Annotated in this window: 15 protein-coding genes and 3 pseudogenes; 1 reads left to right on the top strand and 17 read right to left on the bottom strand. The window is 64.3% G+C overall.

Going from position 1 to position 24,326, the window contains the following annotated elements; genetic code table 11:
• Positions 1-48: 48 nt before the first annotated feature.
• The 13 genes and pseudogenes from ACZ5KU_RS15430 to argH all read right to left on the bottom strand — a co-directional run bounded on the left by ACZ5KU_RS15430 (position 49) and on the right by argH (position 17,823).
• The gene (locus ACZ5KU_RS15430) at positions 49-1,125 is read right to left on the bottom strand and encodes a GGDEF domain-containing protein (protein ID WP_416769009.1); all 1,077 of its coding nucleotides are present in this window, start codon (positions 1,123-1,125) and stop codon (positions 49-51) included.
• A gap of 116 nt (positions 1,126-1,241) precedes the next feature.
• Positions 1,242-1,976 (bottom strand): hypothetical protein, encoded by a 735-nt coding sequence (locus tag ACZ5KU_RS15425; protein ID WP_416769008.1) that lies wholly within the window; start codon positions 1,974-1,976, stop codon positions 1,242-1,244.
• A 163-nt stretch (positions 1,977-2,139) separates the two neighbouring features.
• Positions 2,140-2,514, bottom strand: a complete 375-nt coding sequence (gene nirD, locus ACZ5KU_RS15420) for a nitrite reductase small subunit NirD (protein ID WP_054059517.1) — start codon at positions 2,512-2,514, stop codon at positions 2,140-2,142.
• Positions 2,514-5,071, bottom strand: a pseudogene (gene nirB, locus ACZ5KU_RS15415) (nitrite reductase large subunit NirB). Before nirB ends, nirD begins: the two are co-directional and overlap by 1 nt.
• Before the next feature lie 331 nt (positions 5,072-5,402).
• Entirely contained in the window at positions 5,403-9,443 is a 4,041-nt protein-coding gene (locus ACZ5KU_RS15410; protein WP_416769006.1) for a molybdopterin-dependent oxidoreductase, read from the bottom strand.
• Positions 9,444-9,806: 363 nt separating this feature from the next.
• Positions 9,807-10,526: an HPP family protein gene (locus ACZ5KU_RS15405; protein WP_416769005.1), complete on the bottom strand. Its 720-nt coding sequence runs from the start codon at positions 10,524-10,526 to the stop codon at positions 9,807-9,809.
• Between the two features lie 158 nt (positions 10,527-10,684).
• On the bottom strand, positions 10,685-11,857 hold the full coding sequence (locus ACZ5KU_RS15400; RefSeq protein WP_054059513.1) for an MFS transporter: 1,173 nt from the start codon (positions 11,855-11,857) through the stop codon (positions 10,685-10,687).
• A 66-nt stretch (positions 11,858-11,923) separates the two neighbouring features.
• Positions 11,924-12,844, bottom strand: coding sequence for a polysaccharide deacetylase family protein (locus ACZ5KU_RS15395; RefSeq protein WP_054059512.1), 921 nt, complete (start codon positions 12,842-12,844; stop codon positions 11,924-11,926).
• Complete coding sequence (locus tag ACZ5KU_RS15390) at positions 12,837-13,679, bottom strand: polysaccharide deacetylase family protein (protein ID WP_054059511.1); 843 nt, start codon at positions 13,677-13,679, stop codon at positions 12,837-12,839. The genes ACZ5KU_RS15395 and ACZ5KU_RS15390 overlap by 8 nt, the downstream gene beginning before the upstream one ends.
• 29 nt (positions 13,680-13,708) lie before the next feature.
• The gene (locus ACZ5KU_RS15385) at positions 13,709-14,527 is read right to left on the bottom strand and encodes an ABC transporter substrate-binding protein (RefSeq protein WP_054059510.1); all 819 of its coding nucleotides are present in this window, start codon (positions 14,525-14,527) and stop codon (positions 13,709-13,711) included.
• 40 nt (positions 14,528-14,567) lie between these two features.
• On the bottom strand, positions 14,568-15,332 hold the full coding sequence (locus ACZ5KU_RS15380) for an amino acid ABC transporter ATP-binding protein (protein WP_054059509.1): 765 nt from the start codon (positions 15,330-15,332) through the stop codon (positions 14,568-14,570).
• Positions 15,333-15,352: 20 nt separating this feature from the next.
• A pseudogene (locus ACZ5KU_RS15375) lies at positions 15,353-16,230 on the bottom strand (amino acid ABC transporter permease).
• A 166-nt stretch (positions 16,231-16,396) separates the two neighbouring features.
• Positions 16,397-17,823: pseudogene (gene argH / locus ACZ5KU_RS15370) on the bottom strand (argininosuccinate lyase).
• 295 nt (positions 17,824-18,118) lie between these two features.
• Between argH and ACZ5KU_RS15365 the strand changes: the two are divergent.
• Positions 18,119-19,129, top strand: coding sequence for a LysR family transcriptional regulator (locus ACZ5KU_RS15365; RefSeq protein WP_054059507.1), 1,011 nt, complete (start codon positions 18,119-18,121; stop codon positions 19,127-19,129).
• A gap of 276 nt (positions 19,130-19,405) precedes the next feature.
• Here ACZ5KU_RS15365 and ACZ5KU_RS15360 read toward each other — a convergent pair whose 3' ends face one another.
• From ACZ5KU_RS15360 to ACZ5KU_RS15345, 4 genes are read right to left on the bottom strand one after another with little or no spacing between them, the layout of a single operon-like run.
• Positions 19,406-20,686, bottom strand: a complete 1,281-nt coding sequence (locus tag ACZ5KU_RS15360; RefSeq protein ID WP_054059506.1) for an efflux RND transporter periplasmic adaptor subunit — start codon at positions 20,684-20,686, stop codon at positions 19,406-19,408.
• Positions 20,676-22,166 (bottom strand): TolC family protein, encoded by a 1,491-nt coding sequence (locus ACZ5KU_RS15355; protein ID WP_054059505.1) that lies wholly within the window; start codon positions 22,164-22,166, stop codon positions 20,676-20,678. The genes ACZ5KU_RS15360 and ACZ5KU_RS15355 overlap by 11 nt, the downstream gene beginning before the upstream one ends.
• Positions 22,159-23,358, bottom strand: coding sequence for an ABC transporter permease (locus ACZ5KU_RS15350; protein ID WP_054059504.1), 1,200 nt, complete (start codon positions 23,356-23,358; stop codon positions 22,159-22,161). Before ACZ5KU_RS15350 ends, ACZ5KU_RS15355 begins: the two co-directional genes overlap by 8 nt.
• Positions 23,355-24,059 carry an ABC transporter ATP-binding protein gene (locus ACZ5KU_RS15345; protein ID WP_054059503.1) on the bottom strand — a complete coding sequence of 235 codons (705 nt, stop codon included), beginning with the start codon at positions 24,057-24,059 and terminating at the stop codon, positions 23,355-23,357. Before ACZ5KU_RS15345 ends, ACZ5KU_RS15350 begins: the two co-directional genes overlap by 4 nt.
• Positions 24,060-24,326: the final 267 nt, after the last annotated feature.

The raw sequence follows: 24,326 nt of genomic DNA, 5'->3' as shown, positions 1-24,326 counted from the left end.
CTGCGGTGGGCCTGTTCGCGGCCAGCCTGGCTGGCCAGCGCAACTCCGTCACTCAAAAAAGGTATAGCGGTCCTTGCCGCTGTGCTTGGAGCTGTAGAGCGCCTGGTCAGCCTTGACCAGTGCCGAGTTCAGCGTGTCCTGCGGCTCGATCCGGGCCAGGCCGATACTGATAGTCACCGGATACTCGGTCATCGCTTCACGCACCCGTCGGCACAGGCGCGCCATCAGTGCCTCGGCCTCGATACGGGGCATGCCGTGCAGGTACACTGCGAATTCCTCACCGCCCAGCCGGGCATACTCGAAGTCCCCCATCACCGTCTTGATGTCCGCCGCCACGCGCTTGAGCACTTCATCGCCGACGTCGTGGCCGTGCACGTCGTTGACCTTCTTGAAATTGTCGACATCAATCATTGCCAGGTACTGGGCATGATCCTGCGGCGTCGTGCGCAAGTGCTGCTGGGTCTTGCTCATGAACGAGCGTCGATTGGGAATGGCCGTCAGCACATCGATATAAGCCTGTTCCAGCAGCCGTCCAGCCATGATGTGGTTGTGCAGCTTGGCCTGTCGCAGCCTGAAGAAACTGTAGAGGGTAATTCCGGTGAGAAACAGCGAATAGCTGAGGATCAGCGCCCCCTTGAGCTCGTAGACGACGATCCCGGTCATGAAGAAGGGATCGAGCACTACCCAGCAAACGCCCACTGCGCAGAGAAATGACCAGCGACTCAACGGCAGTACCGAGGCACTGTAGAGAATGCTGGAGGCTGCAAGGATCTGCCACACCGCATGCTGTTCCCGGGGCAGACCCTCGATGACCAGGCGGATGCCCAGCGCGATCACGGCGACGAACACCAGGTTCAGCAGGTCGAAGTGCCGTGCCTGGCGCACGAAGCGTTGCAGGATCACCAGGGCGGTCAGGCTGGCGATGAACAGCAGGGACATCCAGGTGAAACCCTGGGCGCCAATGAAGCTGACGATCAGGTCGAACAGCAGCCAGATCCCCAGGCTGGCCAGGTAGATCAGGCTGCAGAAACCGCGCAGCCGTTCGAAATCGTGTTGCGCAAACTCCGCCTGGAGTGTCGGTGTAGGAGCCTGGCTGGTCACCTGGGCTTCAAGGGTCTTGAGCATTGCGGGCCTTGTTACGCATTGAGAATCGTCTTCATGGACGATAGCGCAACTCAAGGCTTGCCAACCACCGGGCATGGCGGCCAGATCTACAAAAGCATGGCCGCCATGCACCTGCTTCAACTACGTGAACCGAGCTTTATGCGGATGAATGTGCCCTTCGAGTTGGGCCCCACCTTTCCAGCCCGGCTGAAGAGCTTGTAATAGGCCAAGTGCACGCCGTCAGCCATGTCAAAGAAGTATTTTGCCTCCAAGGACATAACAGTTCCGTTAGTGGTATCTGTCACTGTTTTATAGCTAAGGACCGGCTCATTGGGCCCGCCGATACTGAGGCCGATCCGATCACCGTCGGTCTGTCCGTCATAAAGCGCGATGAAGAAGTCCACGCGGTGGTCATGTTCTTGTAGGTATTGGTGGGTCACCCCGTCGCCTTGACTGAGTTCTTCATCCACCTCCGGCTTGCTGCCGGCCAAGCCGCCGTTGGGAACGCGCAAATCGATGGTGAAGCGCTCGGTTTCTGACTCGAAGGTGGCGCCGGCATGGTTGCGCACCTTGAAGGCAACCTTGGAGACACCTTCCTCTTGCAGATACTGAGAGGGCAAATACAGCCTGTGCGGGAAGTGGATCGGCCCGGGCATGTGTTGGGGAAACTCGTGGACGTTGCCGGTGGGCGATGTGTAGATCAGGGTCAAATGATCGACCTGGTCGTGTTGCGCGGGGTCAGGCCAGGCGGTCCTGATGTCCAGGGCAAGGTCGGACGTCAGGGCGCCGACCGGCAGAAGGTTGTGCTGCGGGTAGTGTAAGTTTTCCAGTGCTGCCGGGATGTGCAGGGGAGGAAGGGGGGTGTGACTCATCGCTATGGTCTCCATCGTGGCTGACAAGCGACAGGTGCTGCCTGGGCAACACCTGTCCCGCTGGCAATCCGGATGGATACAGCTGCCAGACGCCCATTAGGGCCTGCGCGGTCGAGACTGGCTACTGTCAGTTCTGACAGTCTTGCCAGGTTCCCGACGAACGTCAGATCACCGCGATCTGCACTTCATCGCCGGCCCAGCGCACTGGCCAGACCCGCAACTGCTGCTCCGGATACTCCAGGCAACTGCCGTCCTCGAGGTTGAAGTGCTGCTTGTACAGCGGCGAGGCGATCACCGGCTGGCCCTTGATATGGCCGACGATGCCGCGGCCGATCACATTGGCGCCGGACAACGGGTCATGGTTGTCGATGGCATACAGGGTACGTCCCCGGGTGTCATCGGGCAGGTAGAACAGCGCGACCTGGGCGCAGTGGAACCAGACCACCACGCCGGAGTTCTCCACCAGGTCTTCGCGGCGGCAGACCGCCTGCCACTGCAAATCGTTGGCCATGCTGTGTTGTGCGGTTGACTGGCCCATCAGAGCACCTCCTCATGTACGGCAATCAGGTTGAGTTCATCGGCGCGCACCGGCCGGCGCTGCGCACGTTCCTTGACGAAATGGATGTCCGGGTCGCCGCGCCGGTCGTTGACGAAGGTGCGGAAGCGCTTGAGTTTTTCCGGGTCGCTGATCGCGTTGGCCCACTCGCATTCGTAGCGCTCGACCACCCGTTGCAACTGGTTCTCCAGCTCGGCGGCCAGGCCCAGGCTGTCGTCGATGATCACCGCCTTGAGGTAGTCGAGGCCGCCCTCGAGGTTTTCCCGCCACACCGAGGTGCGTTGCAGGCGGTCGGCGGTGCGGATGTAGAACATGAGGAAACGGTCGACGTAGCGGATCAGCGTCTCATCATCCAGGTCGGTGGCGAACAGCTCGGCGTGGCGTGGGCGCATGCCGCCGTTGCCGCAGACATACAGGTTCCAGCCTTTCTCGGTGGCGATCACGCCGATGTCCTTGCTCTGGGCCTCGGCGCATTCGCGGGTGCAACCGGACACCGCCAGCTTGAACTTGTGTGGTGCGCGCAGGCCCTTGTAGCGGTTCTCCAACAGCAGGGCCATGGCCACGCTGTCCTGCACACCGTAACGGCACCAGGTGCTGCCGACGCAGGATTTCACCGTGCGCAGCGACTTGCCGTAGCCATGGCCGGTCTCGAAGCCGGCGTCGATCAGTTCGCCCCAGATCTGTGGCAGTTCGTGCAGTTGCGCGCCGAACAGGTCGATGCGCTGGCCGCCGGTGATCTTGGTGTAGAGGTCGTATTTCTTCGCCACCACACCCAGGGCGATCAGCTTGTCCGGGGTGATTTCGCCGGCAGCGATCCGCGGGATGATCGAGTAGGTGCCGTTCTTCTGCATGTTGGCCATGAAGGTGTCGTTGGTGTCCTGCAGCGGCACCAGCGCCTTGTCCATGATCGGCCGGTTCCAGCACGAAGCGAGGATCGACCCCACCGCCGGCTTGCAGATGTCGCAGCCGGTGTGACCCTTGCCGTGGCGGGCGAGCAGTTCCTCGAAGGTCTCGATGCCACCGACCCGAACCAGGGCGTAGAGCTCCTGGCGGGTATGGGCGAAGTGTTCGCAGAGGCTCTTGTCGACGGCCACGCCGCGGGACACCAGTTCGTGCTCGAAGACCTGCTTGAGCAGCGCGCTGCAGCCGCCGCAGCCGGTGGCGGCTTTGGTCTGCGCCTTGAGATCGGACAGATCGCTGCAACCGGCATCCACCGCGCAGCAGATCGCGCCCTTGGTGACGTTGTGGCAGGAGCAGATGGTCGCCGTGGCGGGCAGGGCATCGGCACCGAGGGTCGGGGTGCCTTCGTTCATGGGCAGGATCAGGCTGGCCGGGTCCTGGGGTAGGGCGATGGCGTTCTGTACGTATTGCAGCAGGGTGTCGTAGTAGCTGTTGTCGCCCACCAGTACCGCACCGATGACCTTCTTGCCCTCGGCATCGACCACCAGGCGCCGGTAGGCGGAGTTGGCCTCGTCGATGAAGCGATAGCTGCGTGCGCCCGGGGTGGCGCCGTGGGCATCGCCGATCGAACCGACATCGACGCCGAGCAGCTTGAGCTTGGTCGACATGTCGGCACCGTTGAAGGTGTCCGCGGCTTCACCGGCCAGGCGGCTGGCGACATTGCGCGCCATGCTGTAGCCCGGCGCGACCAGGCCGAACACGCTGCCGTTCCAGGCGGCGCATTCGCCGATGGCCGATATGGCCGGGTCGCTGGTCTGGCAGTGGCTGTCGATGACGATGCCGCCCCGTGGCGCGATCTCCAGCCCGCTGTTGCGGCCCAGCAGGTCCTGGGGACGAATCCCGGCGGAGAAGACGATCAGGTCGGTTTCGAGAAATTCGCCGCCGTCGAAATTCATCCGGTAGCGGTACTGCTCGCCGGCGACTATTTCCTTGGTTGCACGGGAGAGGTGGACACCGACGCCCAGGCCTTCGATCTGCGCCTTGAGGGCGGCACCGCCATCGCCGTCCAGTTGCACCGGCATCAGCCGCGGGGCGAACTCGACCACATGGGCTTCCAGGCCAGGGACTTGAGCGCATTGGCCGCCTCCAGGCCCAGCAGGCCGCCGCCGACCACCACGCCACGGCGGGCTTCGGCGGCGGCCGCGCGGATCGCGTCGAGATCGTCGAGGGTGCGGTAGACCAGCCGCGCCGAGCCTTCGGAGCCGGGAATCGGCGGCACGAACGGATAGGAACCGGTGGCCAGGATCAACTGGTCGTAGGGCTGGCGGCCTGAACGGGTGACGATCTCGCGCCTGTCGCGGTCGATCTCAAGCACTTCGGCGCCCAGGTGCAGCCTGACCCCGTGACGCTCGTACAAGCCGGGCTCGCCGAGGGCCAGGGCCTGGGCGTCCTTGCCGGCGAAATATTCGGACAGGTGCACGCGGTCATAGGCCGGTTGCCATTCCTCTCCATAGACATGCAGTTCGAACTGATGCAGGGCGCCACGCTCGATCAACTGCTCGACGCAGTGGTGGCCGACCATGCCATTACCCACGATCACCAGTTTCCTGCGATGTTCGACATTTACGATAGCGTTCATGGAGCTTCCTCGGATCACGGCCAGTCACGGACTGGCGCAGCCAGAAAAAATGCAAAAAAAAACGCCTGGAGCCGAAGCTCCAGGCGCCTTTGCCTGGTGTCTTATTCCTGTTCTGTGTGTGATCGCCGTTGACCACCGGAACGGTCTGCCAGGTCATTCATGGCAGGGAGTGACTGGATAAAAGCAGGGAGTGTGCCAAGTGCCGGTTTGTACGGTTTACTCGGTCTTTGTCGGTATTTTCCGAATAAATTCGACCTGTGTTGGTGCGTTCCGCTTGGCGGCTGCCAGCTATGGGGGCGCCCCCGAGGGCTCTTTCACGGATGAATCCGGCTCAATACACATCCCGCACATAACGCTTGTCCGCCGCCAACGCCTGGACATATGCCTGTGCCGCATCCGCATCCAACCCACCATGGGTGCGTACCACCTGCCTGAGCGCCGCCTCCACATCCCGCGCCATGCGGCTGGCATCGCCGCACACATAGAACCCCGCACCTTCCTCCAGCCAGGCCCACAACTGTGCGCCTTGCTCGATCATCCGCTGCTGCACGTAGATCTTCTGCGCCTGGTCCCGGGAAAACGCGGTATCGAGCCGCTGCAGATGGCCCTGTTCACACCATGCCTGCAGTTCCTCGCGGTAGTAGAAGTCACTGGCGGCATGCTGCTCGCCGAAGAACAGCCAGTTCCTGCCCGTTGCGCCGATCGCCTGGCGCTCCTGCAGAAAGGCCCGGAACGGCGCGATGCCGGTACCCGGACCGACCATGATCATCGGCGCCGAAGGATCGGCTGGCGGGCGGAAGTTCGCTGCTTTCTGCACGAAGATCGGCACATCCAGGCCCTCGGCGCGGTCGGCGAGGAACCCCGAACAGCAACCGGAACGCGCCTGCCCGGCGTGCTCGTAGCGGACAGTCGAAACCGTCAGGTGCACTTCGCCCGGATGTGCCTTGGGGCTCGAGGAAATCGAATACAGCCGCGGTTGCAGCGGTTTCAGGCAATCCACCAGTTCCTGCGCACCCAGCTCGACCTGCAGCTCGCGCAGCAGATCCGCCGGTTGCCGGCCCCACAGCCAGTCCTTGAGCTCGGTCTTGTGTTCATCGGCCAGCAGGCGCTTGAGCTGGCTGCTGCCCGAGCGTTGAAAGACCCGTTGCAACAAGGCCGGACTGATCCGGCCGATCTCCAGATGGCGGCTCAGGGCGTCGACCAGCGGCATGGGCGTCTGGTCCTTGAGGAACACCACCGTCTCGGTGCTGCACGCGCTCAGGCAGCCACGCAGTTGTTCCACCTGTTCGGGGCAGTGGCTGGGCCAGACACCGAGGGCATCGCCGGCCTGGTAGTCGAGGCCGCTGTCAGCCAGGTCGAAGACGAACTGCCGGGTTTCCTTGCCCGCGTCGGGGCCGCTGAGCAGACGGTTGTGCTTGAGCCGGGCCAAAAACGGTTGCTGGCGGCTGTAACGTGGAGCACCGGCGAGCACCACGGGGTTGTCGGCAAGGGCCGAATCGAGCTGTTCCAACCAGGCGCTGGCCGGCTCCTGGTAGTCCGGCTCGCAGTCGACCCTGGCCGCCAGACGCTGGGCGCCGAGACTGTGCAGGCGCTCGTCGAGCTTGCGGCCGAAGCCGCAGAACTGATCGTAGCTGGAGTCACCGAAGGCCAGCACGGCAAAGCGCAGATGGGCCAGGCTCGGGGCATCGTCGGCTTCCAGCGCCTGCCACAGGCCATGGGCGTTGTCCGGCGGGTCGCCGTCACCGAAGGTGCTGGTCAGCAGCAGCGCACGACCAGCCTGGCTCAGCTCCCGAGCCTGGATGCTGTCCATCGAGGCCAGGCGCACCCGATGGCCTTTCTCCCGCAGGCGCTCGGCGGCCGACCTGGCGAATGCTTCCACCGTACCGGTCTGGGACGACCAGAGCAGCAGCACGGGCGGCTGTTCGTTCGTGACTGCCGGCAGCACCTGGGGCTGGGCCGGCTCCTGGCGGGCGAACAGACCGGCCAGGAGCCCTTCGAGAATCAGTCGGTTGGACGGTTGCAGCGGCGCATTCGCCGGCAGGGTCGGGACACCGGCTGCGGCCTGACTGTGGCCCAGTCCGAGCAGGAAGCCTTGCAGGTAAAGGTTTTCATCGGGCGCCAGCTGGAGGCTGGGCGTGCTGTCGAGCCCGAGAATCCGGGCCAGGGCTTGGGTCTGCATCGTATACGCGGCCTCCGTACGCAGGGGCAAGGGCTGTGGATCAGGCTTGGGCGAAGCGACCCGGTGCAGGGTCACGGCGCTGAACTTGAATTCCGGTTGCAGCGAGATCGGGTCCACGGCATCGCTGGTGACGGCGTTGATCGCCAGGTCGTCGCCGTAGACATCGTTCCAGTGGAAGGGCGCGAAGCAGTTGCCCGCTGCCACCCGCTCGCTGATCTGCGCCGGCAGCACGGCGCGTCCCCTTACGGAACGCACCTCGATGGCATCCTTCTCGGAGATACCCAGGCGCGCCGCATCGAACGGATTGATCTCGACGAAGGGGCCGGGATTGAGCCTGTTCAGCGCCGCGACCTTGCCGGTCTTGGTCAGGGTGTGCCACTGGTGCTGCAGGCGCCCGGTGTTGAGTACCCAGGGGAAGTGGTCGTCGGGTTGTTCGGCCGGCGGTTGCCAGGGCCGGGCGAAGAACCTTGCCCGGCCGCTGGCGGTGGGGAACAGCAGGCGCGGATGAGTGCCATCGGCAGCCGCTTGCGTGCCGTCGTTGAGGTAGCGGATCGGGTTGCGGTCCTGCTGCTGCCCGGGGCCGCAGGGCCACTGCAGGGGTGTCTGCTCCAGGCGCTGGTAACTGGCGCCGCGCAGGTCGTAACCGGTGCCGGGGTTCCAGGCGCGCTTGATCTCCTCGAACACTTGGGCGGCGCTGGTGTAGCCGAAGGCGTCGGCATAGCCCATTGCACAGGCCACCCGGGCGATGATCTGCCAGTCCGGCAGGGCCTGGCCGGGGGCGTCGACGGCCTTGCGCATCAGCGTCAGGTTGCGTTCGGAGTTGATCATCACCCCCTCGGCTTCGGCCCACAGGGCGGCCGGCAGGAGGATATCGGCGTAGCGGTTGGTTTCGGTGTCGAGAAAGGCGTCCTGGGCGATCACCAGTTCGGCGGCCTGGAGTCCGGCAATGACCCGTTGCCGATTGGGCGAGGATGCCACCGGATTGGTGCAGATGATCCAGCAGGCCTTGACCTTGCCGGCCTGCATGTCCTCGAACAGGGCGACGCTGCCGCCACCGACCCGCTGGCTCAGGCTGCCGCGGGGAATCTGCCAGAGGTCTTCGATGAACTCACGGTCGGCGGCCACCAGGGCCGAGCGCTGGCCTGGCAGGCCGGGGCCCATGTAGCCCATTTCCCGGCCGCCCATGGCGTTGGGTTGGCCGGTGAGGGAGAACGGCCCGCTCCCGGGACGGCAGATCGCCCCGGTGGCCAGGTGCAGGTTGCACAGGGCGTTGGTGTGCCAGGTGCCGTGAGTGCTCTGGTTCAGGCCCATGGTCCAGCAACTCATCCATTCGGCCGCCTCGCCGATCCATTGGGCGGCCTGACGGATCTGCGCCTCGGGCAGGCCGGTCAGGCTGGCGACCCGGGCCGGGTGGTAGTCTTCAAGAAACTCCGGCAATGCGTCCCAGCCCTCGGTGAAGCGGGCGATGAAATCGGCATCGGTGTGGCCGTTCTTCAGCAGCAGGTGCAGCAGGCCGTTGAGCAGGGCCAGGTCGCTGCCCGGCCTGATCTGCAGGAACAGGTCGGCCTTGTCGGCCGTGGCGTTGCGTCGCGGGTCGACCACGATCAGCCGGGCACCGGCCTTGAGCCGGTCCATCAGGCGCAGGAACAGGATCGGGTGACAGTCGGCCATGTTCGCGCCGATCACGAAAAACAGCTCGGCCTGGTCGAAGTCCTGATAGGAGCCCGGCGGCCCGTCGGCGCCCAGCGACAGCTTGTAGCCGGCGCCGGCGCTGGCCATGCACAGGCGTGAGTTGGACTCGATCAGATGAGTACGGACAAACCCCTTGGCCAGCTTGTTGATCAGGTACTGGGCCTCCAGCGACATCTGCCCGGAGACGTAGAAGGACAGGGCGTCGGGGCCGTGTTCGTCGAGGATCGCCTTGAGCCGGCGCGCGCTTTCGTCGATGGCCTGGTCCATGCCGACCTGGCCCGGGTCACGCTTGCGCTCGTGGCGCATGAACGCCTGGGCCATGCGTCCGGAGTGGGTGAGCGGCTGGGCGCAGGTACTGCCCTTGGTGCACAGGCGGCCGAAGTTGGTCGGGTGCTGCCTGTCGCCGCTGACCTTGATCACCTGGTTGTCGCGCACCTCCATGACGATGCCACAGCCGACACCGCAATAGGGGCATACGCTGCGTACGCTGGTCTGGGTCATGGTCTGTTGCTCCTGCCCGAGGAAATGATGCGTGCGGAAAACAAAAAGGCGCTGTGTCGCTCTCCGTCGAAACGGGGCAACACGGCGCCTTTGTCGTGAGGTCAACCGCCTGCGTTGGCGGTCGTTGTTCCGGTTTTTTCTGCAAGCTTTGCGCCAATTTGTGCAAAACCTGCGGAGGCGGGGGCTGAGTCAATGGGGCCGTGCTTGTCTGAACGAGCGCTGTCGCCAGCAAAGCCGCTTGCACCGGTGCAACTGCACCGCAGCTGTCATGGAATACCTGGGGGAGCGGGCTTGCCCGTGAACGGCTCAGCCTGCACGGTCAATGACTGTGCATCGAGCCCCGTGCCCCAGCCTGGTGCAAAATCAGGGCCTGGAGGCAAACACCTCGCCGATGCTGCGGCGCCTGGCCTGGGCCTCGCAAGCGCTGATCAACTGCTCCAGATCCTCGGCCGTCACATCGATGAACGCTTCCATCTGCGCCAGGGCCAGCTCCAGATCTTCACGGGTGATACCCAGGGGCTCGCCGGGGCGAGGAGGGTTGATAAAGGTCCTGGGCGGCTCGACATGCACCTTGGGGTAGCGCACCCGGGTCAGGTTGTTGTAGCCGATGGCAACCGCCAGCAGGCAGGTCGCCGCGAGCATCACCGGCTCCACGACCCGCCAGCCCAGGGCGACGGTATCCGGGTCGGCGATCACCATCAGCAGGGCGAGGGCCCCCGCTGGCGGGTGCAGGCAACGCAACAGGCACATGGCAAGCACCGCCAGGCACACCGCCAGACCGGCACTGCCCAGGCTGCGGTCGAGGAAATGCACCACCAGTATCGAGGCCAGGGTGGCGCACATGTAACTGCCGATGAGTGACCAGGGCTGGGCGAGGGCGCCCGAGGAAACGGCGAACAGCAACACCGCCGACGCTCCCAATGGCCCGATCAGGTGCAGCGCCACCGGCAGCCCGAACAGCCGGGCACAGGCCCAGACACTGATCACGGTGCCCAGGGCCACGCCAATGGCGGCACGGCTCCATTCGGTGGGGCGGGTATTGAGCGAGGGCGGCAACAGACGGCGGGACCAGTGGGCAGGCATGTCGGGAACAATCCACTTCAAAGGCACGGGACAAAAAAGAAGGGCTTGCGCGACTGGCGCAAAGCCCTTTCAAGGTTCCTGAGTTGGGGGAAGGAACGGCACCAGTGTGCCGGTTCCTTGAATCGCTGGCTAATTCATAATAATGAGCTTCAAGTGCATTATTTTTGCAGTGAAGGGAGGCTGCGACCGGCCAGGTAGCACAGGCAGCCACCGACGGCGGTGAGGCCGCAGAGCGCGTAGAACATGCTGGGTGCAGGTGCGTTGATCAGCAGGTAGCCACAGATCACCGGGCTCATGGCGCCCCCCAGGGCCGCCAGGTTCTGCGCGCCCAGGTAGCTGCCGCGCAGGTGCTCGGGGGCGATGGTGTCGATGAACAGGTATTCGGCCGGGTAGATGATCATTTCCCCGAGGGTGAAGATGAACATGGCGATGCACCAGGACACCAGGTTGCCGGCCTGGCTGAAACCGATCAGGCCGATGATGAAGAAGGTGATGCCCATGCCCATCCAGTAGCGCAGTTGCTCGCGCTTGAGAAAACGGCCGATCTGGTACTGCAGCAGGATCACGCTGATGGCGTTGCAGGCCAGGATCGCCGACAGGGTGGTCAGGGCCTCCTGGCTGCTGTGGGTCACCAGCAGGTACTGGGACAGGTACAGGGTGTAGCGGCCATGGACGATGGTGTTGAGCAGGCAGCCGCCGGTGAACAGGATCAGCGTGCGGTCGCCGCGCAGGGTGCGCAGGGTATCGAGGAAGCTGACCGGCTTGCCCGGTGAGTCCCCGCTGCGCGGAGCGATGCCGAACATCAGGAACATGCTCGCGAAGGCAATGCCGGCCGCGATCAGGAACGGTGCCTGCGGATGGATCCCGGCAATCACCACGCCGAGCATGGGGCCGGTGGCATAGCCGACGTTGGTCAGGGTATAGCGCAGCGAGAACACCCTGGCCCGCTGGCCCATGGGCAGGTTCTCGCTGATGATCGCCTTGGAACCGATCAGGAACAGGGCCGAGGCGGCTTCGGTGATGACCAGGGTGAGGGTGGTCAGGTAGAGGTTCTGGGCGAAGGTCAGCAGGGTGAAGCCGACGGCGCTGGAGAGCATGGCCAGGATCAGCAACTGGCGCTTCTCCAGGCGATCGATGACATAGCCGCCATAGAGCGACATCAGGGTGGCGATGAACACCGCGATACCCAGCAGCAGGCCGACGTCCTGCTGGTTCAGGCCCAGCTTGCGGCTGAGGAACAGGGTCAGCAGCGGGCTGGTGATGGCGCGGCTGACGACGATGGTCACGGAGCAGATCATCAACCGGCGGATGACGAGGGAGTAGGTGGCCACTGGGGTGCTCGAGTCCTTGTTCTTGTGTGTTCGGCGAGTCGCTACGCCCGCGTCGCGGGCGTTCGCTCAGGGCAGGTAGGTCCGGTAGTGCCGCTCGTGGACCGCCGCCGGATGGTCCTCGGTCAGTGGCGCGGCAGTCTCTCGCCACCATTGCGCGACGTCCTCGGCGGTGGCGATCCACACGTCGTCATGTTCGCGGATGCCTTGCAGCAGCTCGCGCAGCATGCCGATGCGCCCGGGCGTGGCGATGATTTCCGGGTGCAGGCGCAGCACATAGCACAGGCCGAAACGGTGAAACCCGGCGAAGTCCATCTGCAGATTGCCCAGTGTGTGGCTGTAGGAGGCGATCCGCGATTGCGCCGGAGGGACGGCGGGGCTCAGGTTGAAGGCGAAATAGGGCTCGTCCTCCAGTTCGTAGTGCAGCGGCAACTCGATCAGCCCGGGCGCCGTCGGATGGGTGAACGGCAGGTCATCGCCACGCCATGAGGACGACCAGACGATGCCCTGGTCCCGCAGGGCCTCGGTAAAGCCTGGCTGCCAGTGACCGGCGGGAATGCGGAAGCCCCGCGGGCGTTGCCCGGTCAGGCTGGCCAGGCTTTCGCAGCCGCGGATCAGCGCGGCCTTCTGTTCGTCGAGGCTGAGCCGCTCGTAGTCCTGGTGGCGGTAGCCGGCGCAGGCGATTTCATGGCCGCCAGCGAGGATCGCCCGGATATGCGCCGGGTTCTCTTCGGCGACGATGCCCGGAATGCACCAGCTGCTGGGCACCGCCAGCTCCTCGAACAGCGCAAGCAGCCGCTCGACCCCGCGCTGGGTGCCGTAGCGCCACACCGACAGGGTCTTATCACGTCCGGCCACCTGCGGCGCCTGGGTGAGGATGCCGTGGATGTCGTTGTAGTCGACGGTGATCACCACCGCGCTGCGATAGGGCGCGGGCCAGGGGCTCTGAAACGGCGGCAGGGCGAGCGATTTGCGGATGAACTCAGCCATGATGATGCTCCTTGAGCCACCAATGGGCGACGTCGCGGCAGGTGGCAAACCACACGTCATCGCGCTCGCGCATGTGTTCGAACAGCCGTTCGAGCAACAGCAGGCGGCCTGGCTTGCCGGTGATCTTGGGATGGAACAGGGTGGTCAGGCACAGACCCTCGGCGGCGGCACCGTCGAACTCACGGCACCAGTTGTCCAGGGTCAGCTCATAGCTGGCGGTGCGGTCCAGGCCACTGGGAAAATCCGGGCCCCGGGTGTAGGCGATGGAGGCATAGTCATCCATCTCCCAGCGCCCGGGAATTTCCACCAGCGGCCGCTCGTGGCCGGGGACATTCACCAGGTAGGGGCGATCGTCGCCACGCATGCTGCTGGAATAGATCACGCCGTTTTCCACCAGCATCGCCGGCGTGTCGCTCTGCCAGTCGCCTGACGGTGTGCGAAAGCCTTCGGCGCGGATGTTCAGGTGTTGCCAGAACACCTCGCGGCATTTTTTCATTACGTCCTTCTGCTGCTGCAGCGAAAGGGCGTAAAAGGATTCGTGCTTGTAGCCGTGGTAGGCCACCTCATGTCCGCGCTCGACGATCGCCTGGCACTGCCGGGGCCAGTTCTCCACGACCCAGGCCGGGACGAAGAACGTGGTGGGCAGGGCAAACGCCTCCAGCAGGTCGAGCAGGCGCGGCAGCGCGCGATACGGGCCGTAGCCGCCGAAGCCGAAGTACTCGGGCTTGCGCCAGATCGAGTCGTCGAGCATGGCATCGCCGGTCGGGCCGTCGAGGTCGAACGCCAGGGCCAGGCAGGCTTTGTGCCCATCCGGCCAGGTCGGGGTCGAGGACATGGGTGGTTGTTCCTTGTTTACACCAGCGCTTACTGGCCTTTGTTGATGGCGACGCTGTCGACCGCACCGACCGACAGGTCCCATTTCTTCAGGATCGCCTGGTAGCTGCCGTCGGCGATCATGCCCTGCAGGGCAGCCTGGATGGCGTCACGCAGTTCGCGGTTTTCCTTGCTCACGCCAAGGCCGGTGAACTGCACGGTCATGGGTGTGCCGATGATCTTGAAGGTGTTCTTTTCCTGGGTCGTCAGGTACGGCAGGGTCTCGCTGCCCTGGACGGCGGCGGCGATCCGGCTCTGGCGCAGTTGCGCCCGGGCGTCGGCCGAACCTTCGGTGCCGATCACCTTGATCTGCTGGTCGGCCGGGCAGTGGGCGCTGCTCCAGGCGGCGATTTCCGCCGGGAAGGTGGTACGCCGGCTGGTACCCACGGTCCTGCCGCAGATATCGGTCATCTCGTTGATGTCCTTGTTCTTCTCCAGGGTGTAGAACTGCGAGCCGCTGGTGAAGTAATCGACGAAATCCACCGCCTTCTGCCGTTCCGCGGTGTCGGTCATGCCCGAGAGCACGATGTCCACGCGCTTGGTGGTCAGGGCGTTGATCATCTGTTCGAAGGAGGTCTCCTGCCACTTGATCTTCACGCCCAGGCGCTCGGCCAGGGCGTTGCCCAGGTCGAAGTCCAGACCGGTCAGCTCGTTGGTGGCCGGGTCCTTGAAGTCCATCGGTGGATAGTTGGGCACGATCGCCGCGACGATCTCGCCCTTGGCCTTGATGCTGGCGGGCAGCTCGGCAGCCCAGGTGAAACCGGAGGCCAGGAGGCTTGCGAGTACTGCGGGAATTGCGAGGTTCTTCATGGTCGTTCTCTTATGAAATGTTGTGAGGTTCAAATGGAACCTAGGTTCGAACGGCAGAAATGAAGCTTTGGGTGCGGGGGTTTTGTGGATTTATCAGTATTTCTTCGGGGCTTCCTTCCTCCACGATCTGCCCGCCGTCCATGAACACCATGCGATTGGAAACCTCGCGGGCGAAGCCCAGTTCATGGGTGACGACGATCATGGTCATGCCGGTGCGCGCCAGGTCGCGCATCACCGACAGCACCTCACCGACCAGTTCCGGGTCGAGTGCCGAAGTGGGTTCATCGAACAGCATCAGCTTGGGCCGCATCGCCAGTGCCCGGGCGATCGCCACCCGTTGCTGCTGGCCGCCGGACAGCTCGATGGGGTAGCTGTCGCGCTTGTGCGCCAGGCCGACCCGCGCCAGCAGTTCCAGGGCTTCGTCGGTCGACTCCTTGGGCGAACGCTTGAGGACCTGGACCGGACCTTCGATGATGTTTTCCAGCACGGTCATGTGCGGGAACAGGTTGAAGCGCTGGAACACCATGCCGGTGGCCAGGCGCTGGCGGGCGATCTGCGCTTCGTTGAGTTCGTGCAGCTTGTTGCCGACCACGCGGTAGCCGACCAGCTCGCCGTCGACCCAGAGGCCGCCCTTGTCGATCTTCTCCAACTGGTTGACGCAGCGCAGCAGGGTGCTCTTGCCCGAGCCGGACGGGCCGATGATGCACAGCACCTCGCCCTGTTCGACTTCGATGTTGACGTCCTTGAGGGCGTGGAACGAGTCGTAGTGCTTGTTCAGGCCGACAGCCTTGACGATGGTTCTCATGTTCGGTTTCTCCAGGACGCTTACGAACGCTTGCCGGCGCCGCGGGCGAATCGGCGTTCCAGGCGGCTTTGGGCAAAGGACAAGAGGGTGATCGCCAGCAGGTACCAGATACCGGCGACCATCAGCAGCTCCATCACACGGGCGTTGGCGTAGTAGATGTTCTGGGCGTTGTAGAGCAGTTCCGAGTACTGGATCACACTGGCAAGGCTGGTCGCCTTGACCATGCTGATGAACTCGTTGCCCACCGGCGGGATGATGATGCGCATGGCCTGGGCAGGATGATCCGGCGCAGCGCCTGCAGGCGCGGCATGCCGATGGACTTGGCGGCCTCGTACTGGCCGGTGTCCACCGAGAGCAGGCCGGCGCGCACCACCTCGGCGGTGTAGGCGCCCTGGTTGATGCTCAGGCCCAGCAGGGCGGCGACGAAGGGGGTCATCAGGCTGACGGTATCGACCTGGAACAGCCCGGGAATCCCTACGGTAGGGAAGATCAGCGCCAGGTTGAACCACAGCAGCAGTTGCAGGATCAGCGGCGTGCCGCGGAACAGCCAGGTGTAGGCGATGGCGACATAACGCAGGATCGGGTTGCTCGACATGCGCATGATCGCGGTGATGACGCCGAAGAAGATCCCCAGGATCATCGCCAGCACCGCCATGACCAAGGTGTTCAGCAGGCCGGTCAGGATCGACCTGGCGCTGAAGAACTGGCCGATGTATGACCATTCGATCTGGCCGTTGGCGAAAGCGCGGACCAGTCCGGCCAGGGCGATGACGATCAGGGTGGCGAAGAATATCCGCCCGTAGTAGCGCCGTGGCACATGCTCGTACTGGGTGATGTCGAACTGGTTCTCGGCCTGCTTGCGCTCGGCGAGCAGGCGATCCGCCTGGGTCTGGCTCATGGTATGTCTCCGTCTGCGGCGCCAGGGGCGCCGCCAGTATTTCTGCCTTGGATCACCGCCCCCTATAGGAGCCGGGCTTGCCCGCGAAGCTTTTGGCGGCCTCAAGGGCCCATTCGCGGGCAAGCCCGGCTCCTACAGGGGAGGGGTTACGGGATCGGGTGTTGGGTCAGAGGCGCAAGCCCGCGTAATGGGTGGTCCATTGCTGTTGCACGGCCAGGGCCGCCTTCAGCCGGGCGATCTGCTCGCGCACCTGCTGCGGTGCGGTACCGCCCCAGCCGCTGCGGGCGCCGATAGCCGCTTCCAGGGTCAGGCAGTCGCGGACGTCCGGGGTCAGCCGGCTGTCGATTTCGGCCAGCAAGGCCGGGCTTGCGTCCCACAACTCGAGGTCGCGGGCTTCGCAGGCCTTGACCAGCGCGCCGGTGATTTCGTGGGCCTCCTTGAACGGTACGCCTCGTACCGCCAGCCAGTCGGCGACTTCGGTGGCCAGGGCGAAACCCAGCGGCGCCTGACGCCGCAGTTCCTCGACGTTGACGGTCATGGTCGCGACCATTCCGGCCATGGCCGGCAGCACCAGCAGCAGGGTGTCGACGCTGTCGAGCACGCCGTTCTTGTCTTCGCTCAGGTCGCGGTTATAGGACAGCGGCAGCGACTTGAGGGTCGAGAGCAGGCCGGTGAGATTGCCGATCAGGCGACCGGCCTTGCCCCGGGCCAGTTCGGCGATATCCGGGTTCTTCTTCTGCGGCATGATCGAGCTGCCGGTGGCATAGGCGTCGTCCAGGCTGACCCAGCGGAACTGCCGCGACGACCACAGGCAGAACTCCTCGGCCAGGCGCGAGATGTTGATACCCAGCATGCTGGCGACGAACAGGAACTCGGCGACGTGGTCACGGCTGGCCACGGCGTCGATGGAGTTTTCACAGACCCCGTCGTAGCCCATCTCGCGGGCCGACTGCTGCGGCTGGCGGGCGATGGCCGAACCGGCCATGGCCGCGGCGCCGAGTGGCGAAAGGGCGGTGCGGGCATCCCAGTCGATCAGCCGCTGGACATCGCGCAGCATCGACTGGGCGTGGGCCAGCAGGTGGTGGGCGAAGACGATCGGCTGGGCCTGCTGCAGGTGGGTGAAGCCCGGGCAGATGCTTTCCATATGCTGTTCGGCCTGTTCCACCAGGGCCTGTTGCAGGGCCAGCACTTCACTGGCCAGGGTGCGTACGTGGTCACGCAGGAATAGCCGCAGGTCGTTGGCGGTCTGGTCGTTGCGCGAGCGGCCGGCCCGCAGCTTGCCGCCCAGGGCGCCTAGGCGTTCGGTGAGCAGGCGCTCGATGAAGGTGTGCACGTCCTCATCGTCGAGGGTCGGGGCGATGCGCCCGGCCTGGAACTCCTCGCCGATCCGGTTCAGGGCCTCGACCAGGCTGCGGGTTTCCTGCTCATCGAGCAGACCGGCCCGCTGCAGTTCGTGGGCATGGGCACGGGAGCCGGCGAGGTCATAGGGCGTCAGGCGGAAATAGCGTTCCGGGCAGCGCGACAGGGCGGCCAGGGCCGCGGCCGGGCCGCTTTTGAAACGGGCCCCCAGAGGCGATCGGTGGCTTGGGTCATTATTGTTTTCCTCACACGAATTGAATGTTCGATGCACCGCCGCAGCCCGCCTGCGGATGGCTCGGAACCGGCCTGCGGCGGGTGGGTCATGCATTGTTCAAGAGGGCAGTTACAGCGTAAGGGAACCGATCGCAATGTCGGTTTTTGAATACCTGGAGTCAGCGGGTTTTCGCTGATTTGCAGAATTTTGTTGTGGTTGCCAAGCCTTGTTTTCTGTGGTCATTATTATTAACCGGCTATGTTTTTCTTGTGGGACAGATCCTGGTTAATAGGCGGTTCGAGGTCAATAAGCATTATGGAAACCCAACTTTCCACTTCTGGAAACCCATCGGCGAAACCGACTCAGAGAGCTCCCCTGGCGCTCAGTGGACTGGATTTCAAATTGCTCAAGGTGTTCAAGGCGGTGGTCGAGGCCGGTGGCTTCAGCGCCGCCCAGAATGAGCTGAACGTTGGCCTCGCGGCCATCAGCAAGCAGATCTCCGACCTGGAGATTCGTATCGGCATGCGCCTGTGCACCCGTGGCCGGGAAGGTTTCTGCCTGACTGAAGAAGGTAGCCTGGTGTATCAGGCATCCATCGAGTTGTTTGCTTCGGTGGACAAATTTCGAGACCGGCTTAGTTCTGCGCAGAATGAACTGATAGGGGACCTTGGTATTGGTGTCGTGGATAATACCATTACCGATCTTAATTCTCCGTTAGTTGCTGCGCTGCGAACTATCAACGAGCAGTCGCCGAAAGTAAGGCTGCGCCTGCATGCGGCACAGCTGGATGAAGTGGAAAGAGGGGTTGTCGAAGGCCGGTTCATTGCCGGAATAGTTCCGGTTTATCAGAAAAGGGAAGAGTTCGATTACTTCAATCTGTACGAGGAACTGTCCGAGGCTTATTGCGCTGTCGGTCATCCGTTGTTCGACCTCGACGATTCGCTGATCGATACCGATGTGCTGCGCAATCATCCGTTCATCAATCACCGGTACGCGATTCACCGCGACAAGCTGAACTTCGTCGGCCACGACAGCCATTCGGCCTCGGCGTCCCAGGTCGAAGCGGTGGCGATGCTGATCCAGACCGGGCGTTTCGTCGGCTTCCTGCCCCAGCACTATGCGGCCGCGCAGGTTGCCAGGGGCCAGCTGCGCGCCTTGCGGCCGGAGACCATTCGCTTCAACACACCATTCAATCTGATCCTGCGCCACAACACGACACGCGGTCCGCTGATCAAGGCATTTGCCCAGGCCCTGGGCGTGGATCTCAAGGTACCCGCTCAGGTTCTTGCAGAGGCTGCCGGTGTTCGTTCAAGTTCGGACCGTTGATGGATTTATTGCAAGTCGGCGCCAGGGTACGAATGGGTCGGGCGCGGCTGTTGGTAGTGCCCGCGATAGTTAAGGCTTTATTCGGGCAAACTTGCGTTTCCTTGCCGGCGCGTCGGCGCAGGGAGCAATGGAAAGTCAAAACGCTTGCGCTCGCCAGCGGACTGTTGCAAAAGTCGGGAAGGGGATGTTGGCCGGGTAAGGAGACGCCCCGGCAATTGCCTTCTGTTAATTAATACCCTTGTTGCTCGCCGAACCGTCTTGCCAACCATGCCCGGCTCATTCCAGCAGTCGTACGAAACCCGGTTGCAATCCGAATACCTCGACCCCTTCCTGGGTCGCCTGCCCGGTCGTGATGGGCACCTGCCTGATCGGCTGGCCCGGCGCCTCGCGATAGTCCACCCGCATGCCGCTGGCATCGTGACGGATCGCCGCCGCGGGCAGGACGATCGCCTGGTCGTTGCGATAGGTGACGATGGTCAGCCGGGCACTCATGCCCAACCGCACCCGTTGCAACTGCTCGCGGGTCAGCTTGGGAATCGACAGCGTCACCGGAAACTGCGCACTGCCGCCCGGCACATCGTTGGGCAGGGCCAGGCTGCTGACGATATCGACCGAGCCGCTGAGCCGCTCGCCGTCGAAGCCGTCGCCGAGGATCTCCACGCTCTGCCCCGGATGCAACTGGTTGATATCCAGCTCGGAAACCTTGCTGACGATCTTCAATTGCTCGATGTTCGCCAGGCCGAACAGTACCTGCCCCTGGCTGACCCGGCTGCCGGTCTGCACCGGTGCCGAATTGCTGTTGGACGAGTTTTGCGAACCGTTGCCGCCCGGCGGGGGGACGACGATGCCGGCGAACGGTGCGGTGACGTCCTTGCCGTCGAGCAGGGCCTTGAGCGTCTCGTACTTGACCGTGGCGTTGGTCAGTTCCATATCGGCGATCTGCCGGTATTCGCCCTTGCCCTGGTCCAGCGCCTGCTGCAGCTCGCCTTCGGCGGCCGTCAGGTCCATGCGCTGGCTCTGCAATTGCTGCTGCAGGTCCTGCAGTTCATTGCGCGGGATGATACCGCGGTCGAACAGGTTCTGGCTTTCGCCCAGCTTGCGTTCGGTGTTGCTCAGCGTCATCTGCGCGCTGCGCAGGCTGCGCCGGGCCCGCGCGACCTGCTGGCTGTTGCTCCAGTCCTGCAGTTCCTGCACCGAGCGCCGCGCCTTGAGCTGGGCCGACAAGGCATCGCGCAACTGGATCTCGAGCAGGCCCGGGTCCATCTGCAGCAGGGTCTGCCCGGCCTCGACCCGTTGTCCCTGTTCCACCAGGATCGCGCGTACGTTGCCTTCGAACGGGGCGGTCAGGATGATGGTCTTCTGTGGCTCGATCTTGCCCACCAGGCCGATCTGGTGCACCAGCGGTGCGGGCTGCACCGGTATCCAGCGGTCATCCCCGGACTGGTCGGCGGCGGGCGCACGCAGGGTGGTGACCACGACACCGGCCACCGCCAGCGCGAGCAGCAGCCCCGCGCCCTGTATCCAGCGCTTGCGCCGAATCTGCTTGTCAGTAGTCATTGAGTGCAATGTCCCAGCTCTCCAGTGTCATGCCCAACGTCAGGTCGAGCTGCGTCTGGGCGTTCAGGTAGGCGATCAGTGCGGTGAGGCGCGAGCTCTCGGCGTTGCGCAGGTCGCCTTCATAGCTCAGCACCTGGAAGTTGCTCGAGCGTCCGGCACTCAGCTTTTCCCGCTCGATATCCAGCTTGCGGCGGGACAGGTCCACCGCACGCCGGGCGATCTCGTACTGTCGCCAGCGGGTGCCGAGGTCGCGAACCACGTCATTGACGCTACGCTCCAGGGCCTGGCGGGCGTCGGCCTGGATCAGTTCCTGTCTTTCCACGTCGACCCGTGCATGCACCTCGGCCTGGCGGGTACTCAGGTCGCCGATGGGGATCTGCACCTGGACCCCGGCATAGCTGTCCCAGCGCCGCGAGCCGTTGCTGCCGACGTCATTGTCGAGGCGGTCGCGAATCTGGTTGGCGCCGGCCACCAGCGACACGTCCCAGCGCCCCTGATCCTTGGCGATCACCAGGTTGAGGTCGGCCTGCTGGCTGCCCAGCAGGGTGGCCAGGTACTCCGGCTGCTGGACCTTGGCCACCCGCAGGGCATCCTGCTTGTCGATGTTGACCTGCGAGGCCTCCAGCGCTTCGCTGGCACGGATCTGCGTCGACAGGTCCAGGGCCAGCAGGCGCAGCAGCGACAGGCGGTTGATGTCCACCTGGTTGCGGGCTTCCTCCACCCCCAGTTCCTGGGTGGCGATATCGGCTTCGGTCTGGACGATCTCGAACTCGGCCATGCGCCCGGAGGCGATCAGCGCCTTGTTCACCTCCAGCAGGGCCCTGGCGCGCTTGAGTGCGTCCTGGGTGATGGTCAATTGTTCCTGGGACCTGAGCAGTTCCCGGTAGGCGGTGATGATGTCGCTGATGGTCTGCGACACGCTGGTCTTGAGGTTGAGCCGGTTGATCTGCTCGGATATGCGGGCCAGGCGCAGCGGCGCGGTGGTCACGTCCCAACCGGCGCCGCGCATCAGGGGCTGGATGATCGCCAGGTCGAGGCCGTCGCTGCGATAGCGGCCGGCGACGTCGGCATTGTTCAACTGCTGGGTCCAGGCCATGCTCAGGCGCGTGCCGTACTCACCCAGCAGGTTGGCGGTCGGCGACAAGGTGGTATTGCGTGCGCTGTCCTCCGAACCCTTGGTCGTCCGGTATTGTCCGGAGAGCAGCAGCTTGGGGTTGAAGGTGTCCTCGGACACCCGCAGGTCGAACTTCTGGGCGATGCGCTGCAGGTAGGCGCTGCGGATGCCGCGGTTGTTGCGCAGGCCCAGGTAGACCGCGTCGCCCAGGGTCAGGTTGGTGATCTGCTCGCTGAGCAGCACGCTGCGGGTCTGGTTGTTGCGCAGCGACGGCGCCGACGGCTGGCCCACCAGCGGGCTGGCGGCGAAGGCCTGGCAGCAGAACAGGCAGAGCAGGGTGGCCGTCCATGGCCTGCGTCTATTCATCGCGCAGCGCCTCCACCGGTTGCAGGTGCGAGGCCGAGATGGCCGGATAGAGCCCGAAGAACAACCCGACCAGCAGGGTGCTGCCGACCCCCAGCGGCAACGAGGCGGCGGCCAGGGAAAACTGCCAGTCGGACAGCCGGGCATAGAGGTAGGCCGCCGTGACCCCGAGGATCGCCCCGGACAGCGCGCCCACCGCCGTCAGCGTCACCGCCTCGAGCAGGAACAGGTTGCGAATGTCCCGCCGCCGTGCCCCCAGGGCCATGCGGATACCGATCTCCCGTCGGCGCTCGGACACATTCATCAGCATCACGTTCATGACCCCCACGCCACCTCCCACCAGCGAAATGCCCCCCAGGGCCATCAGCAGGTAACCGAAGGTCCGGCTCTGCCGCGTCATGCCGTCGATCATCTGCTGGGGAATCTGCACTTCCACTTCGCGCCCGCGCAAGGTGCTTTTCAACGCCGCGGTCAGGTCGCCGGCGACGGCTTCCATGTCCTGGTCGGCGGCGGCCCGGGCAACCACGCTGGTGATCTGCGGCGAATCGACGATGCGGCGCATGCCGGCCAGCGGCAGGAACAGCGAATCGTCGGTCTGTACCGGAATCAGCGCGGCCGCCGGTTGGCTGTGCAGGATCCCGATGACCTGGAACAGATAGTCGTTGAGGCGGATCCGGTCACCGACGCGCAGGGGCAAACCGGCGCTGCCCAGGGTTTGGGCGATATGGTCGCCGACCACGACATGGGTTTCACCCTGGTCGAAATCGGCAAGGAAGCGACCCTCGCGCAGCTTCAGGCGCATGGTGCCGGCCAGTTGCGCGGTAGTGCCGACCCAGTTGGTATTGCTGCCATGGCCCCGGAACACCGCCGACCCGCTGGACAGCGCGATCGGCGCCAGGTACAGCAGGGAAGGCACCATCGCCTGCAGGCGCGCGGTGTCGATACTGGCGGGCATCGGCTCGCGCAGGTCGGCACTGCCGGGAAACTGCGCGGCCAGGGTGTCGGTGCCCATGTCCTTGAAGATGGCCGCCGCTTCCTGCGCCGCGTTATGGCCGATATTGATCAGTGCCACCACCGACGAACTGCCGATGACGATTCCCAGCAGCGCCAGTATCGACCGCTTGCCCAGGGTGCGCAGGCTGACGAACGCCTCGTGCAGCAACTGGCTGGCACTCTGCTGGACCTGCAGGCTCATGCCGGACACGTCTCGTGCACGACGCCATGCTGCACCCGGATCTGCCGATGCAGGCGCTCGGCGATGTGCGGGTCGTGGGTGACGATGATCAGGGTGACCTGGCGCACCCGGTTGAGCTCCAGCAGCAGGTCCATGATTTCCCGCGCCGTGCTGCTGTCCAGGTTGCCGGTCGGTTCGTCGGCCAGGATCACCGAGGGCTCGCCGACCAGCGCGCGGGCAATGGCCACCCGCTGACGCTGGCCGCCGGAAAGATCGGCCGGGCGATGGTGGGCGCGCTCGCCGAGACCGACCTGTTCGAGCATCGCCCTGGCCCGCGCCAGCGACTCGCCGCGCGGCACGCCACGGTAACTCAGGGGCAGGGCGACGTTGTCGAGGGCGTCCAGGCGGGGCAGCAGGTTGAAACTCTGGAACACGAAGCCGATCTGCTGATTGCGGATGGCCGCCAACTGGTCGGGGCTGGCACTGAAGATATCGTGCCCGGCGAAGTGGTAGCGGCCGCTGTTGGGCAGGTCGAGCAGGCCAAGGATATTGAGCAGGGTGCTTTTGCCGGAGCCGGAAGCGCCGAGGATGGCGCAGCTTTCACCGGCGTCGATGGACAGCGAGACATCCTTGAGGATGGTCAAGGGTTGCTCGGCGAGTCGATAGGTCTTGCCGATGCCTTGCAGGCAGATGAGGCCTTTGTGAGCGGTCGTGTCAGTCATTACGCAGAGCGCCGGCAGGCCCGTCCGCGATCCAGCCGCTGCCTGAGCGCGTTGCCAGTGTCCAGGCATGTTGCAAGGCAGGATCAGGCACAGGTTTTGTTTTCCTATTTTAAAATTTTGTTTGAATAGTATCCGCGATCCCGCTCCGATGCCAGCGGTTCGGCGCAACGAAAAGGGCTGTCTGGGCTTGCGATTTTGTGACAAGAGGAAACACTTTTTTGACACATTCCATCGTATTTTTCGTGAGTCTTCTATTGCCTTGCGCGA

The organism is Pseudomonas sp. Tof1, assembly GCF_055390395.1.
This window is presented reverse-complemented; position numbering and strand designations above follow the sequence as displayed.